Source organism: Pseudoalteromonas atlantica (assembly GCF_043641955.1).
Lineage (GTDB): Bacteria > Pseudomonadota > Gammaproteobacteria > Enterobacterales > Alteromonadaceae > Pseudoalteromonas > Pseudoalteromonas atlantica_A.
This window is the reverse complement of the sequence record NZ_JBHZRV010000002.1, coordinates 653,872-671,940: the sequence shown is the minus strand read 5'-3', so window position 1 is coordinate 671,940 and position 18,069 is coordinate 653,872. Positions and strand designations below refer to the sequence as shown.

The following is an 18,069-nucleotide window of genomic DNA, read 5'->3' as shown; positions in this document are numbered from 1 at the left end:
GTAAGTTTTGTTTTAGATCAAGATTTATTTTGCGGAGATAGCAGCGGTATCGCGTAAACCATCACTATCTAAAATAGTAATGAATTTACCTTCTACTTTTATAAGGTCAGCTTTTTGAAAACGACTGAGTAAACGGCTAATTGTTTCTACTGTTAGGCCCAAGTAATTGCCTATTTCGCCTCGTGTCATGGTAAATCTAAACTCTTTACGAGAAAAACCACGCTCACCAAATCGTTCAGATAAGTTGTAGATAAAACTCGCTAAGCGTTCTTCTGCTGATTTTTTGTTTAAAAGTAACAGCATTTCCTGATCATAATTTATTTCATTACTCATCAGGCGCATTATTTGCTGGCGCAGCTTAGGCAACTTACCAGATAGTTCATCTAAAGTATCGAAAGGAATTTCACATACCATAGATGTTTCAAGTGCTTGAGAAAAACTCTGGTGTTGCATTTTGTTTATTGCATCAAAACCTACTAAGTCTCCGGCAAGATGAAAGCCTGTTATTTGCTCATCTCCTTGCTCTGACAAAGTATAAGATTTAAACGAGCCTGATCGAACTGCAAAAATAGCATTTAAAGGTGCACCGGACTCGAATAAAAAGTCACCTTTGTGTAAAGGTTTTTTGCGCTCGATGATTTCGTCAAGCTTGTCCATTTCTTGGCCGTTGAGGGTAAAAGGCAAGCATAGTTGGCTGATACTGCAGTCGTTACAGCTAATTGTGCAGTTGCTTTTTGCTTTGTTAGAAAAATCCATCAGTTAAATCCATTAAAGTGCTTTTTTAGTTAGACTAATGCACTAATTTGTCAGTTGCAATAATAAGTAAGTATATACCGTACCAAATAAGAATGCTGCCCATGGCCACTCTTGCCCATGGGTGGTTAAGTATTTTATGTATAAACTGGGCGCCCATTCCCATGCTCAACATGGCAGGAAATGTACCTAATGCAAAAAATAACATAACTAAGGCACCTTCTAAAGCAGTTTGGCTTGTCATGGCCCATGTTAATGCTGAATAAACTAAACCACAAGGAAGCCACCCCCATAAAGCACCATAGGCGAGTGCTTTTGGCAGCGAATTAACGGGCATAACGTAGCGGTTTAATTTAACCAAGTGCTGCCATACTAATGTTTTTCCTAGCGACTCAAGCCACTGTAAACTGGCCCCCAAACGCATAATATAGAGGCCAACAAGTAGCATAAATACGCCACTTAAAAAGGATAAAACAAGCGAAAAAATATGGTTTTGGCTAGCAAAATGACTACTTATGCCTGCGACTAATGCACCTGCGAGCATATAACTGCTAGCACGACCAAAATTGTAAGCAATAGTATAAGAAATAGGGCGGCGCTTATCTGTTGCCAGCTGTAATGAACTGGCGATCCCTCCACACATTACAATACAGTGGCCACTGCCGATGAGTCCCATAATAAATGCACTAATATAGAGAGGGTCAATCATTGCTTTTATTGTGTTGTTCTTTATCGTCTTCAAACAAAATACTATGGCCTTGTTTGTTTAAATCTGAAAATTGCTCTCCACGTACCGCCCAAAAAAATACGCCAATAGCGATAATGACAAACAAAATTGCAATCGGGATCAAAATATAAATTATGCTCATGGCTTTAATAACCTCAATGAATTACTGATCACAATAATTGAACTTGCAGACATACCAATAACAGCCATCCAAGGAGCCACTAGCCCCAATGCTGCAAGTGGAAGGATAGAGCCGTTATAGATTAACGAAATCGCTAAATTCTGTTTGATTATACGACGTGTTTTTTTAGAAACAGTCATCAAATGTGAAATCGCTGACAAATCGCTATTTAGTAATACCACATCAGCTGTGTTTTTAGAAATATCAGCACCTGTTTCCATAGCAATTGATAAATGTGCGCTGTTAAACACTGGGCTATCATTTACACCATCGCCCACCATTGCAATGACATCACCTTGGGTTGACCATTTTTCGACTTCAGTTTGTTTGTCTTGTGGCAAACAGCCAGACTTATAACTATCAAGGTTTAGTTTCTCAGCAATTTTTTGCCCTGCGCTTGAGGCATCACCCGTGAGCATATGACAGGTTAAGTTTTGCTGCTGTAAAGAAGCGATTAAACCTTGTGCATTAGGCTTGATTTCGTCAATTAGGTAAAAATGGGCCACCGGTTGCTGGTCGACATAAAAGGTGGCTTGAGCATTACTTTTTTCTGTGTCGAACCAACCACTTTTACCTATGGCATAATGGTGCTGCTCATCTTCACCAGTGATACCTTCACCGGGGACAATAGTGATATTAGTTAAATGGCGTAAGGCCGGAGTAAATTCATTAAATGCTGATGCAATAGGGTGTTCAGAGTAACTCTCTAACTGCGCTGCGAGCGATAGAATGTTCTCTTTTTGATACTGGCTATCAATAATGTCGATTTTTTCGAAGCTAAAACGCCCTTGCGTTAGTGTGCCTGTTTTATCAAAAGCAAAGCGTGTTAGCTGTGGGAGTGTTTCAAGCACATGGGCCTGTTTGATGAGTACACCTTTACGTGTCAGTGTCGCTACGGCACAAGTTAAAGCAGTTGGAATTGCTAGACTCAATGCACACGGGCAAGTAGCAACAAGCACTGCGATGGTGATCCAAAAAGCATGTTCAGGGTCTATTTGATACCAACCAATAGCGGTTAATGACGCAAAAACTAACAAACAAGCAACGAACCACTGCGCCACTTTGTCGGTTACTTCAACCAGTTTCGGTCTTGTAGCAAGTGCACTGTGCTGAAGTTTTATTATTTGGTTTAAAAGTGTATTTTGGCCTAGCTTATTAATACGGATCTCAATCACACCATCGTGATTAACGGTGCCTGCAAATACTTGGTGTTCGATATATTTATTAACAGGTAAATGCTCACCTGTCATCATTGATTCATCTACCGTGGTAGTACCAGCGCACACAATGCCATCAGCAGGGATTGTTTCGCCGGCTTTAACTAATACACGGTCATCTAGTTTAAGTTTTTTAGCTGCGATAATGCGCTCATGGCCATTCTCATCAAGTGTGCGCGCAGTCAAAGGTAGAAGTTTTTGCAAATTAGCAGTAAATTCGCTTGCTTTAAGACGTGCTCTAAACTCTAGATATTTACCAAGCAAAAGTAAGAAGGTAAACATGCAGATAGATTCAAAGTAGACTTCGCCAACTTCCATTACTGTGGCGTAGCTACTAGCTGCATAAGCACCAAAAATTGCCAAAGAAACGGGTAGGTCCATGTTTAATTGCTTGGCTTTTAGTCCATTAATAGCATTTGTTAAAAATGGCAATGCGCTGTATAAAATTACTGGAGATGCCAATACAAGGCTTATCCAACGAAAGTATTGTTCAAAATCATCTTCCATTCCAGAAAACATGCCAAAGTACATGGCAAATGCAAACATCATTACTTGCATCGTCATCAAACCTGCAACACCAAGGCGGCGAATATACGCTTTTGCTACCTGTTGTTTTTGACTTGCTTCGATATCAGCTTGAAATGGGTAGGCTTTGTAGCCGATTTCAAGCAAGGACTTAATGATTTCGCTTAGAGGTAAGGCTTCTTTGTGCCATTGGATCATGGCACGATTGGTCGATGTATTTACATCAACTCGTTTCACGGCTGGCATATTGAGTAACTGTTTTTCAATAAGCCATGCACAGGCTGCACATGTAATACCTTCAACTGTTAAAAGAACTTCGCTTACGTCGTTGGTCTGCGAAATAAATTCCTCTTGAATATCAGGATTATCATAACTAGTAATAAATGCGAGTTGTTCAGGCACCAGTTGCTCAACCTTTCCTGCACGCACTGTTCTAAATTTATAATAATCAGTCATACCTTGCGCAACAATTGTTTCAGCAACTGTTTGACATCCAATACAACACATAGGCTCAGCGCTACCATCAATCTCGACGGTCGCACTAAACCCAGAAGGAACACTTTCAAGACAGTGAAAGCAATTATTAGCCATGATGATACAACTACTTATATTCAGGGTTAATCGCGATACTTTGTTGGTTAGGCAAAGTAATGTTTTCTTTTAGCTTCCAACTTGCATTTGTTGGTTCAATAAATATGGTGTAAGTACCTTCACTATAAGGCTCAACTATCGCAGTAAACTCACCGTTTGCATTAGGTGTTAAATGCGCATTAAAATCATGCTCTCCAATAGTACGGTGGTAAAAGGAAACTTTTAAAGAGTGAATATTACTGGTGTCACCTTTAGTGAACTTAAAGCTTATTTTGTCATGTTCAGCAGTTAGGTTACCGTGTAGGTAAAGCGCTTTAGCTTTGTCAAACTTGCTTAGCTCTAAATTAATTGCTTTACCTTTTTTATAGTAATCGTCAACGACCATGTCAGGTCCATTTCCGATTGCAGTGATAAACAAAGATATACAGCCAACAATGGCAACTAGAGGGAAAAAAATTAAGAACCAAGGCCAGAAATTTTTATACCAAGGAGTAGGGCTCATAAATACACTTCATTAGTTTGAGATAGGGACATTTTATAGGATTTGTTTTAAAAAGACTAAAAAAAAGCCTCCGAATGGAGGCTTTTTTGATCTCAATTAATCTATTGAAATAAAAGATTAAAGTTTATACATTTTATTAACGTTATGATTATTTATCTTGCGATAAACTGTAAACATAGGCTGTTAATAAGTGTACTTTTTCTTCACCTAAAATATCTTTCCATGCTGGCATAACACCTGCGCGGCCATTAAGCAGTGTTTCTTCAACAGCACGTTGAGAGCCACCATACAACCAAATATTGTCAGTTAGGTTAGGTGCACCAAACGGTAGATTATGAGCAACAGACCCTTTACCATCGGCACCGTGACACGCTGCACACATTGCAAACTTGGCAGCACCTGCTTCAGCATCTTTTTGATTAACTGTACGACCAGATAAACTTAAAACGTGAGCGGTCATTTCTTTAACGCCTTGTTCACCCAAAGCTGCACCCCAAGGAGGCATTGCTGCAACGCGACCATATAGAAGTGTTTCTTTGATTTTGTCAGGCGTTCCGCCGTATAACCAATCGTTATCAGTTAGGTTAGGGAAGCCCATACCACCACGTGCATCAGAGCCGTGACATTGCGAACAGTTTTGTGCGTATAAACGCTGACCAATTTCAAGGGCTTTTTCGTCTGTTACAAGTGTTTCAATATCTTGTTTTGCAAAGCCTTCAAATATAGGACCAAAACGCTCATCGGCAGCTTTGTATTCTTGGTCAAGTTTTACATATTCACCATTAGCATGTGCTTCTTCAATTGCTTTTTTAGATTCAGCTAAAGAAGTAACACCTTGGTTTGAACTCGTCCACTTAGCTAAGCCTTCCCAGTTACCTAAACCTGGGTATGCTGCTAAATAATAGACTGACCATGCAAATGTTGCGAAGAACATGTAAGTCCACCATTTAGGTAGTGGGTTATTTAGCTCTTCAATGCCATCAAATTCATGCCCACAACTTTCACCTTCTTTAACACCAGCGTAGTTTGTTAAATTCCACACTAGTAAGCCAAAGATGATAAGTAAGCATGCAAGGGTTAATACAATAACCCAAATACTCCAAAAGCTAGTCATTTCTCAGACCCCTTTTCCTCGTTAGAGAGTGTTTTGTTGTGTTTGCTCTCGTCTTCAAAAATAGCATTAGCGGCGTCTTTAAAGCGCGTTTTGCTACGTTTGCTGTATGCCCACACAACAATCACAATAAACAATACTAAAATTACCAGAGTTAATATGCCTCTGTATGTTCCGTAATCCATAATCAATTACTTCAAATGCGTGCCAAGCTGTTGCAAGTAGGCGATAAGAGCTTGCATTTCTGTAGCACCTTTACCGTCATTCATTGCATCAACTTTAGCAATATCAGCGATTAGTTCTTCATCACTACCGTAACCTAAGCCAGGGTGAGCTGGGTTTTCAGGGTTGATAGCGAATGTATCACGGAAAATCTTTAGCTTTTTCAGAGTCAGGCTAGTATCAACGTGATTCTCAGCTAACCAAGGGTATCCTGGCATATTCGATTCAGGTACTACATCACGAGGATTAACCAAGTGAGCATAGTGCCAATCATCTGAATAACGTTTACCTACACGAGCTAGGTCTGGACCAGTACGCTTAGAACCCCATTGGAATGGGTGATCCCATACTGATTCACCTGCAACAGAATAGTGACCATAACGCTCAACTTCGTCACGGAATGGGCGAATCATTTGCGAGTGACAGTTGTAACAACCTTCACGAACGTAAATATCACGGCCTTCCATTTCAAGTGCGTTTAGTGGACGTAACCCATCAACAGGCTTCGTTGTATCGTCTTGGAACATTAGCGGAGTGATCTCAACTAATGCACCAAAACTAATAGCAAAAACAGTCAAGATAGCCATCAGGCCAATATTCTTTTCAACTATTTCATGTTTGTTTTGTGAATTATTATTGCTCATCATCTCGCTCCGTTATGCTAACTGTGCTTGCGCGTCTAATTTCAACGAATCGTTTTTCGCTGTAATTGTACGGTAAACGTTATAAGCCATAACCAACATACCCGCTACGATGAATACACCGCCTAGGAAGCGCATAACATAGAATGGATGTGATGCTTGTAGTGACTGAACAAAGCTGTACATCAATGTACCGTCAGAATTAACTGCGCGCCACATTAGACCTTGCATTACACCTGAAATCCACATCGCAACGATATAAAGTACAACACCAACGGTATGTAACCAGAAGTGTGTATTTACAAGTTTCACACTGTACATACGACCTTGTGAGAACAATGCAGGAATAAGGTGGTAAATAGCACCGATTGAAATCATAGCAACCCAACCTAACGCACCAGAGTGAACGTGACCAACAGTCCAATCAGTGTAGTGAGATAATGCATTTACAGATTTAATTGCCATCATCGGTCCTTCAAAGGTAGACATACCATAGAAAGAAAGTGAAACAACTAAGAAACGAAGTACTGGGTCAGTACGTAGCTTATGCCATGCACCAGACAGGGTCATGATACCGTTGATCATACCACCCCAAGAAGGGACGAATAAGATAATAGACATCACCATACCTAAGCTTTGCGTCCAATCTGGAAGCGCAGTGTAGTGTAAGTGGTGAGGACCAGCCCAAATATATAAAGAAACAAGTGCCCAGAAGTGAACTACTGATAAACGGTAAGAATAAACCGGACGGCCCGCTTGTTTTGGCACAAAGTAATACATCATACCCAAGAACCCTGCAGTTAATAAGAAGCCTACAGCGTTGTGACCGTACCACCATTGAACCATTGCATCTACAGCGCCTGCATAGATTGAATATGACTTAGTGAGTGATACTGGTACAGCCATACTATTAACAATGTGCAATACTGCAACAGTAATAATGAAGCCAGCATAGAACCAGTTTGCAACATAGATATGTGATACTTTACGCTTTGCAATAGTACCCATAAATACGATAGCGTAGGTGACCCATACAATCGCAATTAAAATATCGATTGGCCATTCAAGCTCTGCATATTCTTTAGATGTAGTAATACCTAAAGGTAATGTTATAGCTGCAAGGACAATAACTAATTGCCAGCCCCAAAAAGTAAAGGCGGCTAATTTGTCTGAAAGAAGGCGCGTTTGACAAGTACGTTGCACAACATAGTAAGATGTTGCGAAAAGTGCACTGGTACCAAATGCGAAAATAACTGCGTTCGTATGTAACGGACGAAGTCGAGAGTATGTTAACCATGGTGTATCAAAGTTAAGTGCTGGCCAAGCTAATTGGGCAGCAATCAGAACCCCAATACCCATGCCAACGATGCCCCAAATCACTGTCATAATAGCGAATTGGCGTACAACTTTATAGTTGTACTCAGTTTGTGATGCTACTGTTTGGCTCATTTTCTGGCTTCCGCTGCAATATATGCGTTTAGAAATGAATTACCCACTTTAAAAAAGTGGGGCCTACTATTACTCCACAAGTGTGTTACCTAAAACCTTCAATGCGTTGACTGCTTCAGAAAACAAACTCGAGAAACCCTTATTTTTGCGGGGGAAATGATAAAATTTTTGGCCTAAAAAAGATAGGTCAATTGCATAAAATTATGACATCAATCAATTTTTATCATGTTGTTGATTATTTTTTGACATACTTTTTAATCTTATGTGAGTATTTATTCTTCAGTTGTTGTCTTTTATCGCTGTGCTTATTAGTATTCCTTGCCTATACAATAGGAGATACGATGCTTTTTAAAAAAAGTTCACTGCTTTTACTTTCAGTCATTAGTCTGACGGCATGCAAGCCTCAAGAGACAAGTATAGAAGAGCAGGGAACAGTCGCAAGTTGTGTTTCAAATGAACCATGTATCTATGACCAACAAATAAAAGTGTGGTTATCAGAGTCGACAGTCTCGCCAGAAACCCCTTTTAATATAAACTTATCATTACCCGACGGTTTAAAAGTTATAAATGCAAAGCTTGAAGGCGTAACCATGTATATGGGCTACATTCCTGTATTTTTTAAATCAACTAACGGTATCTTGCAAGCGGATACAATGGTGGGCGTTTGCTCTGAAAAAAACATGAAATGGAAATTAATAATTGATTTAGAAGATCAGCAGACTAAAAACTCTCAGGTTACGTATTATTTTATTGTGAAGCAGTAGTAATTTAATTACTCCTGCTTTTTTAATCACAGTCCCCCTCTATTGTTCTACCAGTATTAGCTTTGGGCTTCATATTGACGCTTTTTTTACAATCTACTTCCTTTGTTTGTTTATTTACGCACTGTTTTTGCATAAATATGGTTAGTAATTAACAGTGAGTTTTACGGTTTCTATAAAACCTTGTGATCAAGATGTGAATTTTTCTAATTTAGGTATTTATAACGAGTAATTACATTCGATTACAAACTCCGCTCATTTGATTTCATTCGTTTTTTTACTGTTGGTGTTATGTTTTATCTAATTGATACTTGGTTGTTTTATGGTGTTAACAATGAAACATCAATTAACGTATGTTCCTCATGAGGAAACACCAAAAACGAGGTGTATAAATAAGGCTCTGTCATTCAGTTTTCATTCAGTTAACTCGGCCTAAGTTGCCCCCCGCTGACTCGTCATTCTAACAATATCGAGCAGACTTACCTGATTAGGGTACTTTTTCCAACAAGTAGGGTTTAACATGAAAAAATCAATTCTTGGTTTAGCTGTTGTTTCAGCAATTCCTATGTTCTCAACAAGTGTTATTGCTGCAGACGAAGCAGCTCAGTCAATTGAAAAAATCCAAGTAACGGGCTCTCGTATTAAGCGTTCTGATATGGAAAACGCTAGCCCAGTTACGCTTATTGGCGCTGATGATATTAAAGCAATGGGCGCAACAAGCATCGACAGTGTGCTGCAAAAAATGACAGCAACTGGCGGTGCGATGACTAATCCTGGCGTTAATAATGGCTCAGGTGGTAATGCAAGAATTGACCTTCGTGGTCTTGGTGCTAATCGCACATTAGTACTTGTAAATGGTCGCCGTATGATTGCATCAGGTACAGGTGCAGCATCAACAGTTGACTTAAATACAATCCCAGTTTCAATGATTAAATCTGTTGAAGTATTAAAAGATGGCGCGTCAGCTGTTTATGGTACTGATGCGGTTGCAGGTGTTGTGAACATCATCTTAAAAGATGATTTCGAAGGCTTGGACATGAATGTGAACTCTGCAATCACAGGTGAAGGCGATGCGACAGAAACGTCATTTGATTTCACAGTAGGTACTAGCTTCGACAAAGGTAACATTGTTGTTGGTATGCAATATACTGATCGTGGTGAAGCGTCTCAAGCTGACCGTGATTTTTCTAAGTGCCCAATTGCTGAAGGTGCGAATGGTTTAAACTGTAATGGCGGCTCTGTATATTCAGAGGGTGGCCACATTTGGCAAGACAGTACAACAAAAGCGCTTGACGCTGATGGTGAAGAAGTTAGTGTTGGTTTAGCACAAGGCGATAATGGTTTAAGTGGCTTAGGCGGCTTACACCCATTTACAGATGCTGACCGCTTTAATTTTGCACCTTCAAGCTACCTATATACGCCGATGGAGCGTTTAAACCTTACTGGTTTAGCTACATACGAGATCAGCGATGAAACGCGTGTATTTACTGAGTTTACTTACACTAAACGTTGGTCGCAACAACAAATGGCGCCACAACCAGTATGGTTTGGTTTTAAGTATGACAAATCAATGGGTGATTCATTACTAGATCAAACTTATACTAGCAAAGTTGATGCAGATGGTGACGGTTATGCTGATAAAGATGCAGATGGTAACTACATAACGCAAACTGCAAATTATAAATATGGCGATGATATTTTCTATGGCCGTCGTATGTCAGACACTGGCGCGCGTTATTTCGAACAATCAGTTGATACTGTTCGTGCTGTAATCGGTGCTGATGGTTATGCTGGCGATTATTTCTGGGATGTATCTGCAAACTTTGGTCGTAACGATTCTGTTGACAAGTTAAGCAACCTTCACAACATGGGTGCTATTGGCGATAGTATCATGTACACAAACGATGAAAATGAAGTAGTAGGATCATTTAATCCACTTGATCAAGGCGCATGGACAAGCGAAGATTTCCGTCGCAATGTTTACACTGAAGTTAACAACGGCGGTAGCCAACTGTTTATTTTAGCGGCATCAGTTTCAGGCGAAATGTTTGAATTACCAGCGGGCTATGCAGCATTTGCAGCAGGCGTTGAGCGTCGTCAAGAAAAAGCATGGTTTACTCCGGACTCATTAACAGCACAAGGTCTTGCAAATGATCCTATGGTTGAGCCAACAGCGGGTGGCTTTGATGTAAATGAAGCGTATGTAGAGTTTGCTTTACCATTATTAGCTGATGCACCACTTGCACAAAACGTTGAATTAAGCGCTGCAATTCGTGCCTTTGATTACAGCACGTTTGGTTCAGACGAAACATGGAAATTAGGCCTTACTTGGAAAGTAAACGACGAGCTAATGTTACGTAGTGTTGTTTCAACAGCATTCCGTGCACCGACTGTATCTGAGTTATATTCTGGTAATTCACCTTCTTTCGAGCAAGTAGAATTCCCAGGCGCACAAGACCAAGCAGAAGTAACGGTAGGTGGTAATAACCAATTAACGCCTGAAGAAGCAGATACACTAACTGCAGGTATCGTATACGAACCACAATGGTTTGAAGGCTTCAGCATGACGCTTGATTACTACGATATCGAAATCGAAAACGCAATTGCAACAGTTGATAACCAATACATTGTTGATCAGTGTTTAGTTGCCACAGGTAATAAAGGTTCTGCGCTATGTAGTTCAAGCAATGTAAAACTTGATTCAACAGGTCGTATTACTTTTAATAACCAATTACAAAATATTGGTTCAGAGAAAACTTCAGGGGTTGATTTAAACCTTAGCTACACATTTGAAGCTGCTGGTCTTAACTGGAAAGCGGGCTTAGACACAACGTATCTTGATGAGTATGTAGTTGAAGTAACAGGTGACCCAGTTGATTACGCGGGCGTTATTACATCTGGAACGGGTGGTTACGCTGAGTTTAAATCTAACCTAACAATTAATGTTGCTGGTGATGACTGGGATGCTCAGTATCAAGCGCGTTACATTGCAGGTATGGACAGCTACTCATGTATTGGTAAAGAAGATTCATGCTACGCACCAACTACTCCAACTGTGATTTATCATGATGTGAGTGGTTCATACTTAGTTAATGATACTGTTTCATTAACAGCGGGTATTAACAACTTGTTTGATAAGCAACCGCCTTACTACACAGGTAATAACGATTCAAACACTGACCCGTACACATATGATGTACTAGGTCGTCGTTTCTTTGCTGGTGTGAATGTTAAATTCTAATCAGTAAAACCGTTTGACTCTGAAAAGGCCCAGTTTACTGGGCCTTTTTTATTGAACAAAATAAAATGTGACAGTAAACTAATGTGTATAAATAATTCATTAGGAGAATTGATTGTTAAAACAGGATGAAAATTTATCCTTTATTATAGAACCCGAGCTAAGCCCGCGCTCAGAACAACGTATCGACCTGTATTTTTCTATTCCCAACGAAATGGGAATTAATCCGCAAACCCTCAGTGAAGAAGCGTATTTCAATAACCATTTTAAGTCACATTTAGCTTATAACGCTAAAAATATTCACCTGCCTTTAGTGCGAAGCCGCTTTGTAAGTAAAAATAAAGGCGAGCAACAGGATTACCGACAAAATCTGAACCTATATTGCTATCAGGTTAGGCTTGCCATTGATACCGATGTGAAAGATGCGCTTAAAATAACTGACAAAGAAGCATTCTATGTACGTGCGACTGAATTAGCCGAGCAGAGTAAAGGGCTATTAAAAAAGCTGCGCCGTTATACCCCCGATAATGAAAAGCTGGTGTCATTTTATACTAATGCTGATAATTATTTGAGTTGGCAAATTGAACAATCATTTTTAAAGCTACTTGATGAAGGCCCTAGAAGTAGTGATCATGCTAAAGAGCGCAGTGACTTGTTGAATTTTTGCAAAGCAGAGCAGGCATATAGGCAAGAACATCAGTATAACTCTGAATCCACCTTACAAGACGCAAACAGAATCACAAACAAGATGCGCTTATTACAGCGACTTATTGAGCACGGGGTCGTGCTTAATCGCCATACACGGCATTTAAATAGCTATTTAAAACGGCTCGTGAAAGGCTCTGTTACTGCCGTGATCATGGCATTTGTAATGGTTGTTGTTTTAAATGCGCGAAGTAATTTTACCGAAATAACAGCCACCTTAGTGGTAATTCTTGGCGCGATTTACGGTATGCGTGAAATTTTTAAAGAAGACATTACCCGTGTTATATGGCGAACAATCGTAAAAGGGCGGCCAAAGTGGCGTTTTCAGTTTCGTAATAGTGTGACAAAGGATAAAATTGCGACTCAATATATTTGGCTTGAATATACACGGTTTAAACGTATTCCAGAAAGTGTGCGTAATATATTTTCAAAACGTAGGCAACAAAATCGATTGGCTGCGCAGTGGTTTCATTTTGCTAGTGAGACGCGTGTTGGTGCAAAAGAGTTTTTGCCAGGCTACGATACGTTACAACAAACACTACGCTTTAGCCTCGCACCATTTACGCGTTATCTGAAAAAAGGCGAAGGTAAGCTTTATCATTTAGATAGTAGTAAAATTTCAAAACAAAGTGTTGAACGCCGCTATCAGTTAAATGTAGTTGTGGTGTATCAAAGCCAAGAGCAAACTACACATCAGCGTTATAAAATAACCTTGAATCGCAGTAAAATCGTAAATATAGAACTAATATCAAGTAAAAAAGAATAACGTTCAATTTTTAAAATATATGGTAGAGGCTCAACTACCATATATTATTTACCTTTGATTAAATCAGTGCTGATTTAATTTATTTTTCTAAGCCTGTTTTGCTATACAAAGACACCTTATCAGAGACTAACGTAATTTCGATATTTTTTGTTTCATCCCCCCAGGTACAGTTAGTGTGAAGTGTTTTTTCAACACAATTATCTGCACTTCCTAAAATAGCTTCCACTTGTGTTTTATCCATACCAATAGAGATTTTTTCGTAGTTCTCAAGGCTCACTTTTGAGCAAGCTGCTAGCGATAAAGTTGCTGCAATGATGAGTATTTTTTTCATGGTAACGTTCCTTTTAATGTTTAAACTTTCTTATTTGTACAATCATACCCATTTTCGGGTGGTCAAAATAATGAACTTCACCACTTATCACGCGTTTAAACTGTGCAAAGCGTGCGCTTTGAAGCTCGCCATTTTCTAACTTTTCACTAAAATCAAATTCAGTATTAATATAAAGATAGTGGCGTAAGTAAATATTAAAAAAGCCTTCTAATTGCCACTTGTCTGGTGTGTCTTGAGCAACGGGCATAAGTGGCTGTGATGAAGGGTTAATAACGCTGATAAAGCTATCATTAAAGCGAGTGTCAGCAGCTATAGGCTTTGTTTGAAGGTGTTTGCCACCATACAGTTTGATGCTTTGTGAACGAGACTTCCTTACACCTTTAAATCGCCACCCAGTGTGTAGAATGGGTTTAAGTCCTTTTCGTACAAGCTCACGCTGTTGTTCAGAAAATTGTAACTGCTCAGGGCTAAGCAGGTAGGTCTCGAGCATATCATCTCTTACATCGGCATTAGGAGTTAAAGGCAAAGTGTCGTAACTGCTAACGTAATCAATCGTATCATCACATAAATTAGAGCGTCTGGCGCCAATAACAGAGTCAGTTAATGATGTTGAGTTAAAGCGCGTGTCGCCATTAATACACTCTGTTTTTGCTTGCGCAACGTACCAAGGCGTCAGTAAGTCAACGGCATTTTTTGCCTTGATGGGCTGTTTTTTTAAGCTAAAGTCTTCTTGTAGAAATGGGGCTGGCCGCTGCTCAAAAATCAGTACCTCTACTTCAAACCATCGCTCTGCGAATGCTGTACTGCTAAATATACAACATAAAATTAATAAAGATTTTTTAAACAACATTAATGGCTAACCTTTTTAGAGAAATCTGCAATCATTGCAGTGACCATTTTTAAGCGTTCACGGGCATTTGCCTCACTGATCGCAAAGCGCAGTTTATTTGCGCCATCCATTTTGTACACATGGGGTGCACTTTGTATCAAACCAATTATGAAGCTTGGGTTAACCTTTGTATCTTGGGTAAACTCAAAGTAACCACCTTTTGGATTTGCTTCAATCTTTTTAATGCCTAATTCACTGGCTTTTAGTTTAAGTTGCTGCAAACTAAATAGGTTTTTAGTTGCATCAGGCAATAAACCAAAGCGGTCAATTAACTCGACTTGAAGTTCGTCCATGTCATCTACAGTAGCACAGCTTGCAATACGTTTGTAAATACCCAAACGGGCGTTTACATCATGAATATAGTCATCAGGTAATAATGCGGCGAGTTTTAAATCGACCTCGCTTTGCTGTTGTAATAAGTTATCAAGGGTCGGCTCTTTACCTTCGCGCAATGATTGTACGGCTTGTTCGAGCATTTCCATGTATAAATTAAAGCCAATGGTTTGCATTTGTCCTGATTGATCATCACCGAGTAGTTCACCGGCTCCTCGAATCTCTAAGTCGTGTGTTGCTAACGCAAAACCAGCGCCTAAATCCTCAAGCGATTCGATGGCTTCTAAGCGTTTTACAGCATCTTTAGATAATGACTTAGGGTGACCAGTTAATAAATACGCGTATGCTTGATGATGACTACGACCTACACGACCACGCAGCTGATGTAGTTGCGCAAGGCCTAGTTTATCTGCTCGGTCCATGATAATTGTATTGGCGGTTGGTATATCTATGCCGGTTTCAATAATGGTGGTACACACTAAAACATTGTATTTTTGATGGTAAAACTCACTCATTAACTGTTCAAGTTCACGCTCGCGCATTTGTCCATGCGCAGAGGCGACACTTGCTTCAGGCACCCATTCGCTGATCTCTTGAGCCACGCGGTCAATGGTTTCTACATTGTTGTGCAAAAAGTACACTTGGCCGCCACGCTTGATCTCACGTAATACTGCTTCGCGAATAAGCTCTGCATCACGCTGACGAACAAAGGTTTTTACAGCCAAGCGTTTAGCTGGTGGAGTGGCTATAATTGATAAATCACGCATGCCACTCATTGCCATATTTAATGTACGAGGGATAGGCGTTGCGGTAAGTGTTAAAATATCAACATCGGCGCGTAATGATTTTATTTTTTCTTTTTGACGAACCCCAAAGCGGTGTTCTTCATCAACAATAAGTAGGCCTAAATCCCGAAAATTAATATCTTGTTGGATTAACTTGTGCGTGCCGATGACGATATCGAGTTTACCTTCGGCCATCTTTTCAAGGGTGTCTTTTTGCTCTTTAGGTGAGTTAAAGCGTGAAAGCACACCAACTTCAATAGGGAAATCAGCAAAACGGTCTTTAAAGTTTTCAAAGTGTTGTTGGGCAAGTAGGGTAGTGGGTACTAATACAGCTACTTGTTTATTGTCGTTCACCGCGATGAATGCGGCGCGCATAGCGACTTCTGTTTTCCCAAAGCCAACATCACCACACACCAGTCTATCCATGGCGTGTTTGCTTTGCATATCACCAAGTACAGCTTCAATGGCATTGCGTTGATCGTCCGTTTCTTCGAATGGGAAACCATCACTAAACGCGCGGTATGCGCTGCCATCGAGGGCAAATGCGTTGCCTGGTTTTGCTTGGCGTTGAGCATAAATATCAAGCAGCTCTGCGGCGACGTCGCGTACTTTTTCTGCAGCGCGTTTTTTGGCTTTTTCCCAAGCGTCAGAGCCTAGTTTATGAAGTGGAGCGCTGGCCTCTTCACCACCAGAGTATCGGCTTAACATATGCAGGGCAGATACGGGCACATAAAGTTTGGCTTCACCGGCATAGGTGATGGTTACAAACTCGGTGACCAGTCCAGCTGCATCAATAGTTTGCAGCCCTTGATAACGGCCAACACCATGGTCTAAATGCACAATGGGTTGACCAACTTTAAGTTCAGCTAAGTTACGGATCAGCGCATCTTGGCTTGCTTCGTATTTATGCTTTCGACGGCGACGCTGTGATACTTTAATTCCCAGTAGTTCTTGTTCGGTAATAATACTAAGCGCGGGCTTTGCACTTAATAGTACACTTTGCTCAAGCGGGCTGACGACTAAACCTACATCACTGTTGCTTGTTGTAAAATCATCGAACGATTCAAACTCTTTGAGCTTTAGGCCACTTGGTTTTAGTAATGCAAGTAATGACTCACGTCGTCCGTCAGATTCTACCGAGATCAGCACGCGGCCTTTTTGTTTCTTTTGCGCCGCTATATATTCAATAAAAGCTTGATACGGTTCGTGTTGCTTGTGATCAATTCGTACAGCTGGCAGCTCGCCTATGGCTAAATTTTTATTTCCTGCTTTGGTTGGTAATTTAGCTTGGCTTAAGCGTATACGGGCAAAGTTACCTAAGTTTGAAAACAGCTCATTGAGTGGCTGATAAAGTTCAGTCGGCTCAAGCAAAGGTCGTAATGGGTCGACTCGGCGGTTTTCATAGCGAACATTTACATCATGCCAAAATTGATCGGCAGCATGCTCTAAATCACCATATTGCATAACCGTTGTGGTATCTGGTAGATATTCAAATATGGTCGCAAGCTGCTCAAAAAACAGCGGCATATAATATTCAATACCCGCAGGCCAGTTTCCTTTAGTGACTTGCATGTATACGGAGTCTTGCTCTGAGCTGGCGCCAAACTTTTCGCGGTAGTTTATTCTAAAACGCTCAATGTCACTTTCATTGGTAGGAAACTCATGGGCAGGGAGTAACTCTATTTTATCTACTTTTTCGTCAGAACGTTGAGTTTCAACATCAAATAGGCGTATAGAGTCGAGCTCGTCGTCAAAAAAATCTAACCTAAATGGGTGCGGGCTGCCCATAGGGTATAAATCAACAATTGAGCCACGAATAGCGTATTCACCATGCTCCATAACCTGTTGGACATACAAATAACCCGCTTGCTCAAGATTACTCCGTAAGCTGTGTGTGTCGAGGTTATCGCCAACTTTAAAGTTAAGCGTTGAGCCATAAATAAACGAGGCTGGGGCAGTGCGCAGCATCAATGTAGATACAGGAACAATTAATACACTTTGTTGTTCTTTTTTTAGTGTATTAAGCGTGGCCAAACGAGATGAAATAATATCTTGGTGTGGTGAAAAGTGATCATACGGTAGGGTTTCCCAATCAGGAAACACCATCACCGGGTGATCTGGTAATAAATAATCAAGTTCCGTCTCTAAGCGCAGCGCACTGGGTGTATCTGGGGTAACAATCAGCACTAAGCTGTCTTGTTGTTTTACCCCTTGTGCAATAGCGATACTTAAACCACTACCGCTGAGTTGCCCCCATTGAATTTTATCTTTTTGAGATTTTACCCAAGGCAAGGCTGCCCATTGCGCAAACGCCATTTATTACTCCTTTAGTCAGTCTTTAA

General features: G+C 40.3%; 15 protein-coding genes. 3 read left to right on the top strand and 12 right to left on the bottom strand.

Features of this window, described 5'->3' with window-relative positions; all coding sequences use genetic code 11:
- Window positions 1–24: 24 nt before the first annotated feature.
- The 9 genes from ACHUE3_RS06510 to ccoN form a co-directional block, all read right to left on the bottom strand.
- Entirely contained in the window at window positions 25–756 is a 732-nt protein-coding gene (locus ACHUE3_RS06510; protein WP_394191311.1) for an FNR family transcription factor, read from the bottom strand.
- A gap of 34 nt (window positions 757–790) precedes the next feature.
- Window positions 791–1,462: a sulfite exporter TauE/SafE family protein gene (locus ACHUE3_RS06505; RefSeq protein ID WP_394191309.1), complete on the bottom strand. Its 672-nt coding sequence runs from the start codon at window positions 1,460–1,462 to the stop codon at window positions 791–793.
- A complete protein-coding gene (gene ccoS / locus ACHUE3_RS06500) occupies window positions 1,455–1,622 on the bottom strand; it encodes a cbb3-type cytochrome oxidase assembly protein CcoS (protein ID WP_058559001.1) in 168 nt (55 codons plus the stop codon). Before ccoS ends, ACHUE3_RS06505 begins: the two co-directional genes overlap by 8 nt.
- The gene (locus tag ACHUE3_RS06495; protein WP_394191307.1) at window positions 1,619–3,994 is read right to left on the bottom strand and encodes a heavy metal translocating P-type ATPase; all 2,376 of its coding nucleotides are present in this window, start codon (window positions 3,992–3,994) and stop codon (window positions 1,619–1,621) included. The genes ccoS and ACHUE3_RS06495 overlap by 4 nt, the downstream gene beginning before the upstream one ends.
- Before the next feature lie 10 nt (window positions 3,995–4,004).
- A complete protein-coding gene (locus tag ACHUE3_RS06490; protein WP_394191305.1) occupies window positions 4,005–4,496 on the bottom strand; it encodes a FixH family protein in 492 nt (163 codons plus the stop codon).
- Window positions 4,497–4,644: 148 nt separating this feature from the next.
- Window positions 4,645–5,610 carry a cytochrome-c oxidase, cbb3-type subunit III gene (gene ccoP, locus ACHUE3_RS06485; RefSeq protein ID WP_394191303.1) on the bottom strand — a complete coding sequence of 322 codons (966 nt, stop codon included), beginning with the start codon at window positions 5,608–5,610 and terminating at the stop codon, window positions 4,645–4,647.
- Window positions 5,607–5,792, bottom strand: a complete 186-nt coding sequence (locus ACHUE3_RS06480; protein ID WP_087534511.1) for a cbb3-type cytochrome oxidase subunit 3 — start codon at window positions 5,790–5,792, stop codon at window positions 5,607–5,609. Before ACHUE3_RS06480 ends, ccoP begins: the two co-directional genes overlap by 4 nt.
- A 6-nt stretch (window positions 5,793–5,798) precedes the next feature.
- Entirely contained in the window at window positions 5,799–6,473 is a 675-nt protein-coding gene (ccoO, locus tag ACHUE3_RS06475) for a cytochrome-c oxidase, cbb3-type subunit II (RefSeq protein ID WP_058558996.1), read from the bottom strand.
- 12 nt (window positions 6,474–6,485) lie between these two features.
- The gene (gene ccoN, locus ACHUE3_RS06470) at window positions 6,486–7,919 is read right to left on the bottom strand and encodes a cytochrome-c oxidase, cbb3-type subunit I (protein ID WP_394191300.1); all 1,434 of its coding nucleotides are present in this window, start codon (window positions 7,917–7,919) and stop codon (window positions 6,486–6,488) included.
- A 341-nt stretch (window positions 7,920–8,260) separates the two neighbouring features.
- On the opposite strand from ccoN, the gene ACHUE3_RS06465 reads away from it, so the two are divergent.
- The 3 genes from ACHUE3_RS06465 (at window position 8,261) to ACHUE3_RS06455 (ending at window position 13,389) form a co-directional block, all read left to right on the top strand.
- Window positions 8,261–8,683, top strand: coding sequence for a hypothetical protein (locus tag ACHUE3_RS06465; protein WP_394191298.1), 423 nt, complete (start codon window positions 8,261–8,263; stop codon window positions 8,681–8,683).
- Between the two features lie 517 nt (window positions 8,684–9,200).
- Entirely contained in the window at window positions 9,201–11,921 is a 2,721-nt protein-coding gene (locus ACHUE3_RS06460) for a TonB-dependent receptor plug domain-containing protein (RefSeq protein WP_394191296.1), read from the top strand.
- A 112-nt stretch (window positions 11,922–12,033) separates the two neighbouring features.
- Window positions 12,034–13,389, top strand: a complete 1,356-nt coding sequence (locus tag ACHUE3_RS06455; RefSeq protein WP_394191294.1) for a hypothetical protein — start codon at window positions 12,034–12,036, stop codon at window positions 13,387–13,389.
- 79 nt (window positions 13,390–13,468) lie between these two features.
- Here the strand turns inward: ACHUE3_RS06455 and ACHUE3_RS06450 are convergent, their stop codons facing one another.
- Genes ACHUE3_RS06450 through mfd form a run of 3 tightly spaced genes read right to left on the bottom strand, consistent with a single transcriptional unit; the run spans window position 13,469 to window position 18,043 of the window.
- On the bottom strand, window positions 13,469–13,720 hold the full coding sequence (locus ACHUE3_RS06450; RefSeq protein ID WP_394191292.1) for a DUF3862 domain-containing protein: 252 nt from the start codon (window positions 13,718–13,720) through the stop codon (window positions 13,469–13,471).
- Between the two features lie 13 nt (window positions 13,721–13,733).
- On the bottom strand, window positions 13,734–14,570 hold the full coding sequence (locus ACHUE3_RS06445) for a peptidoglycan binding protein CsiV (protein WP_394191290.1): 837 nt from the start codon (window positions 14,568–14,570) through the stop codon (window positions 13,734–13,736).
- A complete protein-coding gene (mfd, locus tag ACHUE3_RS06440) occupies window positions 14,570–18,043 on the bottom strand; it encodes a transcription-repair coupling factor (RefSeq protein WP_394191288.1) in 3,474 nt (1,157 codons plus the stop codon). The genes ACHUE3_RS06445 and mfd overlap by 1 nt, the downstream gene beginning before the upstream one ends.
- Window positions 18,044–18,069: the final 26 nt, after the last annotated feature.

Coding starts and splice junctions, on each gene's coding strand:
- ACHUE3_RS06510 (WP_394191311.1), bottom strand. CDS start 756: ATGGATTTTTCTAACAAAGCAAAAAGCAACTGCACAATTAGCTGTAAC.
- ACHUE3_RS06505 (WP_394191309.1), bottom strand. CDS start 1,462: ATGATTGACCCTCTCTATATTAGTGCATTTATTATGGGACTCATCGGC.
- ccoS (WP_058559001.1), bottom strand. CDS start 1,622: ATGAGCATAATTTATATTTTGATCCCGATTGCAATTTTGTTTGTCATT.
- ACHUE3_RS06495 (WP_394191307.1), bottom strand. CDS start 3,994: ATGGCTAATAATTGCTTTCACTGTCTTGAAAGTGTTCCTTCTGGGTTT.
- ACHUE3_RS06490 (WP_394191305.1), bottom strand. CDS start 4,496: ATGAGCCCTACTCCTTGGTATAAAAATTTCTGGCCTTGGTTCTTAATT.
- ccoP (WP_394191303.1), bottom strand. CDS start 5,610: ATGACTAGCTTTTGGAGTATTTGGGTTATTGTATTAACCCTTGCATGC.
- ACHUE3_RS06480 (WP_087534511.1), bottom strand. CDS start 5,792: ATGGATTACGGAACATACAGAGGCATATTAACTCTGGTAATTTTAGTA.
- ccoO (WP_058558996.1), bottom strand. CDS start 6,473: ATGAGCAATAATAATTCACAAAACAAACATGAAATAGTTGAAAAGAAT.
- ccoN (WP_394191300.1), bottom strand. CDS start 7,919: ATGAGCCAAACAGTAGCATCACAAACTGAGTACAACTATAAAGTTGTA.
- ACHUE3_RS06465 (WP_394191298.1), top strand. CDS start 8,261: ATGCTTTTTAAAAAAAGTTCACTGCTTTTACTTTCAGTCATTAGTCTG.
- ACHUE3_RS06460 (WP_394191296.1), top strand. CDS start 9,201: ATGAAAAAATCAATTCTTGGTTTAGCTGTTGTTTCAGCAATTCCTATG.
- ACHUE3_RS06450 (WP_394191292.1), bottom strand. CDS start 13,720: ATGAAAAAAATACTCATCATTGCAGCAACTTTATCGCTAGCAGCTTGC.
- ACHUE3_RS06445 (WP_394191290.1), bottom strand. CDS start 14,570: ATGTTGTTTAAAAAATCTTTATTAATTTTATGTTGTATATTTAGCAGT.
- mfd (WP_394191288.1), bottom strand. CDS start 18,043: ATGGCGTTTGCGCAATGGGCAGCCTTGCCTTGGGTAAAATCTCAAAAA.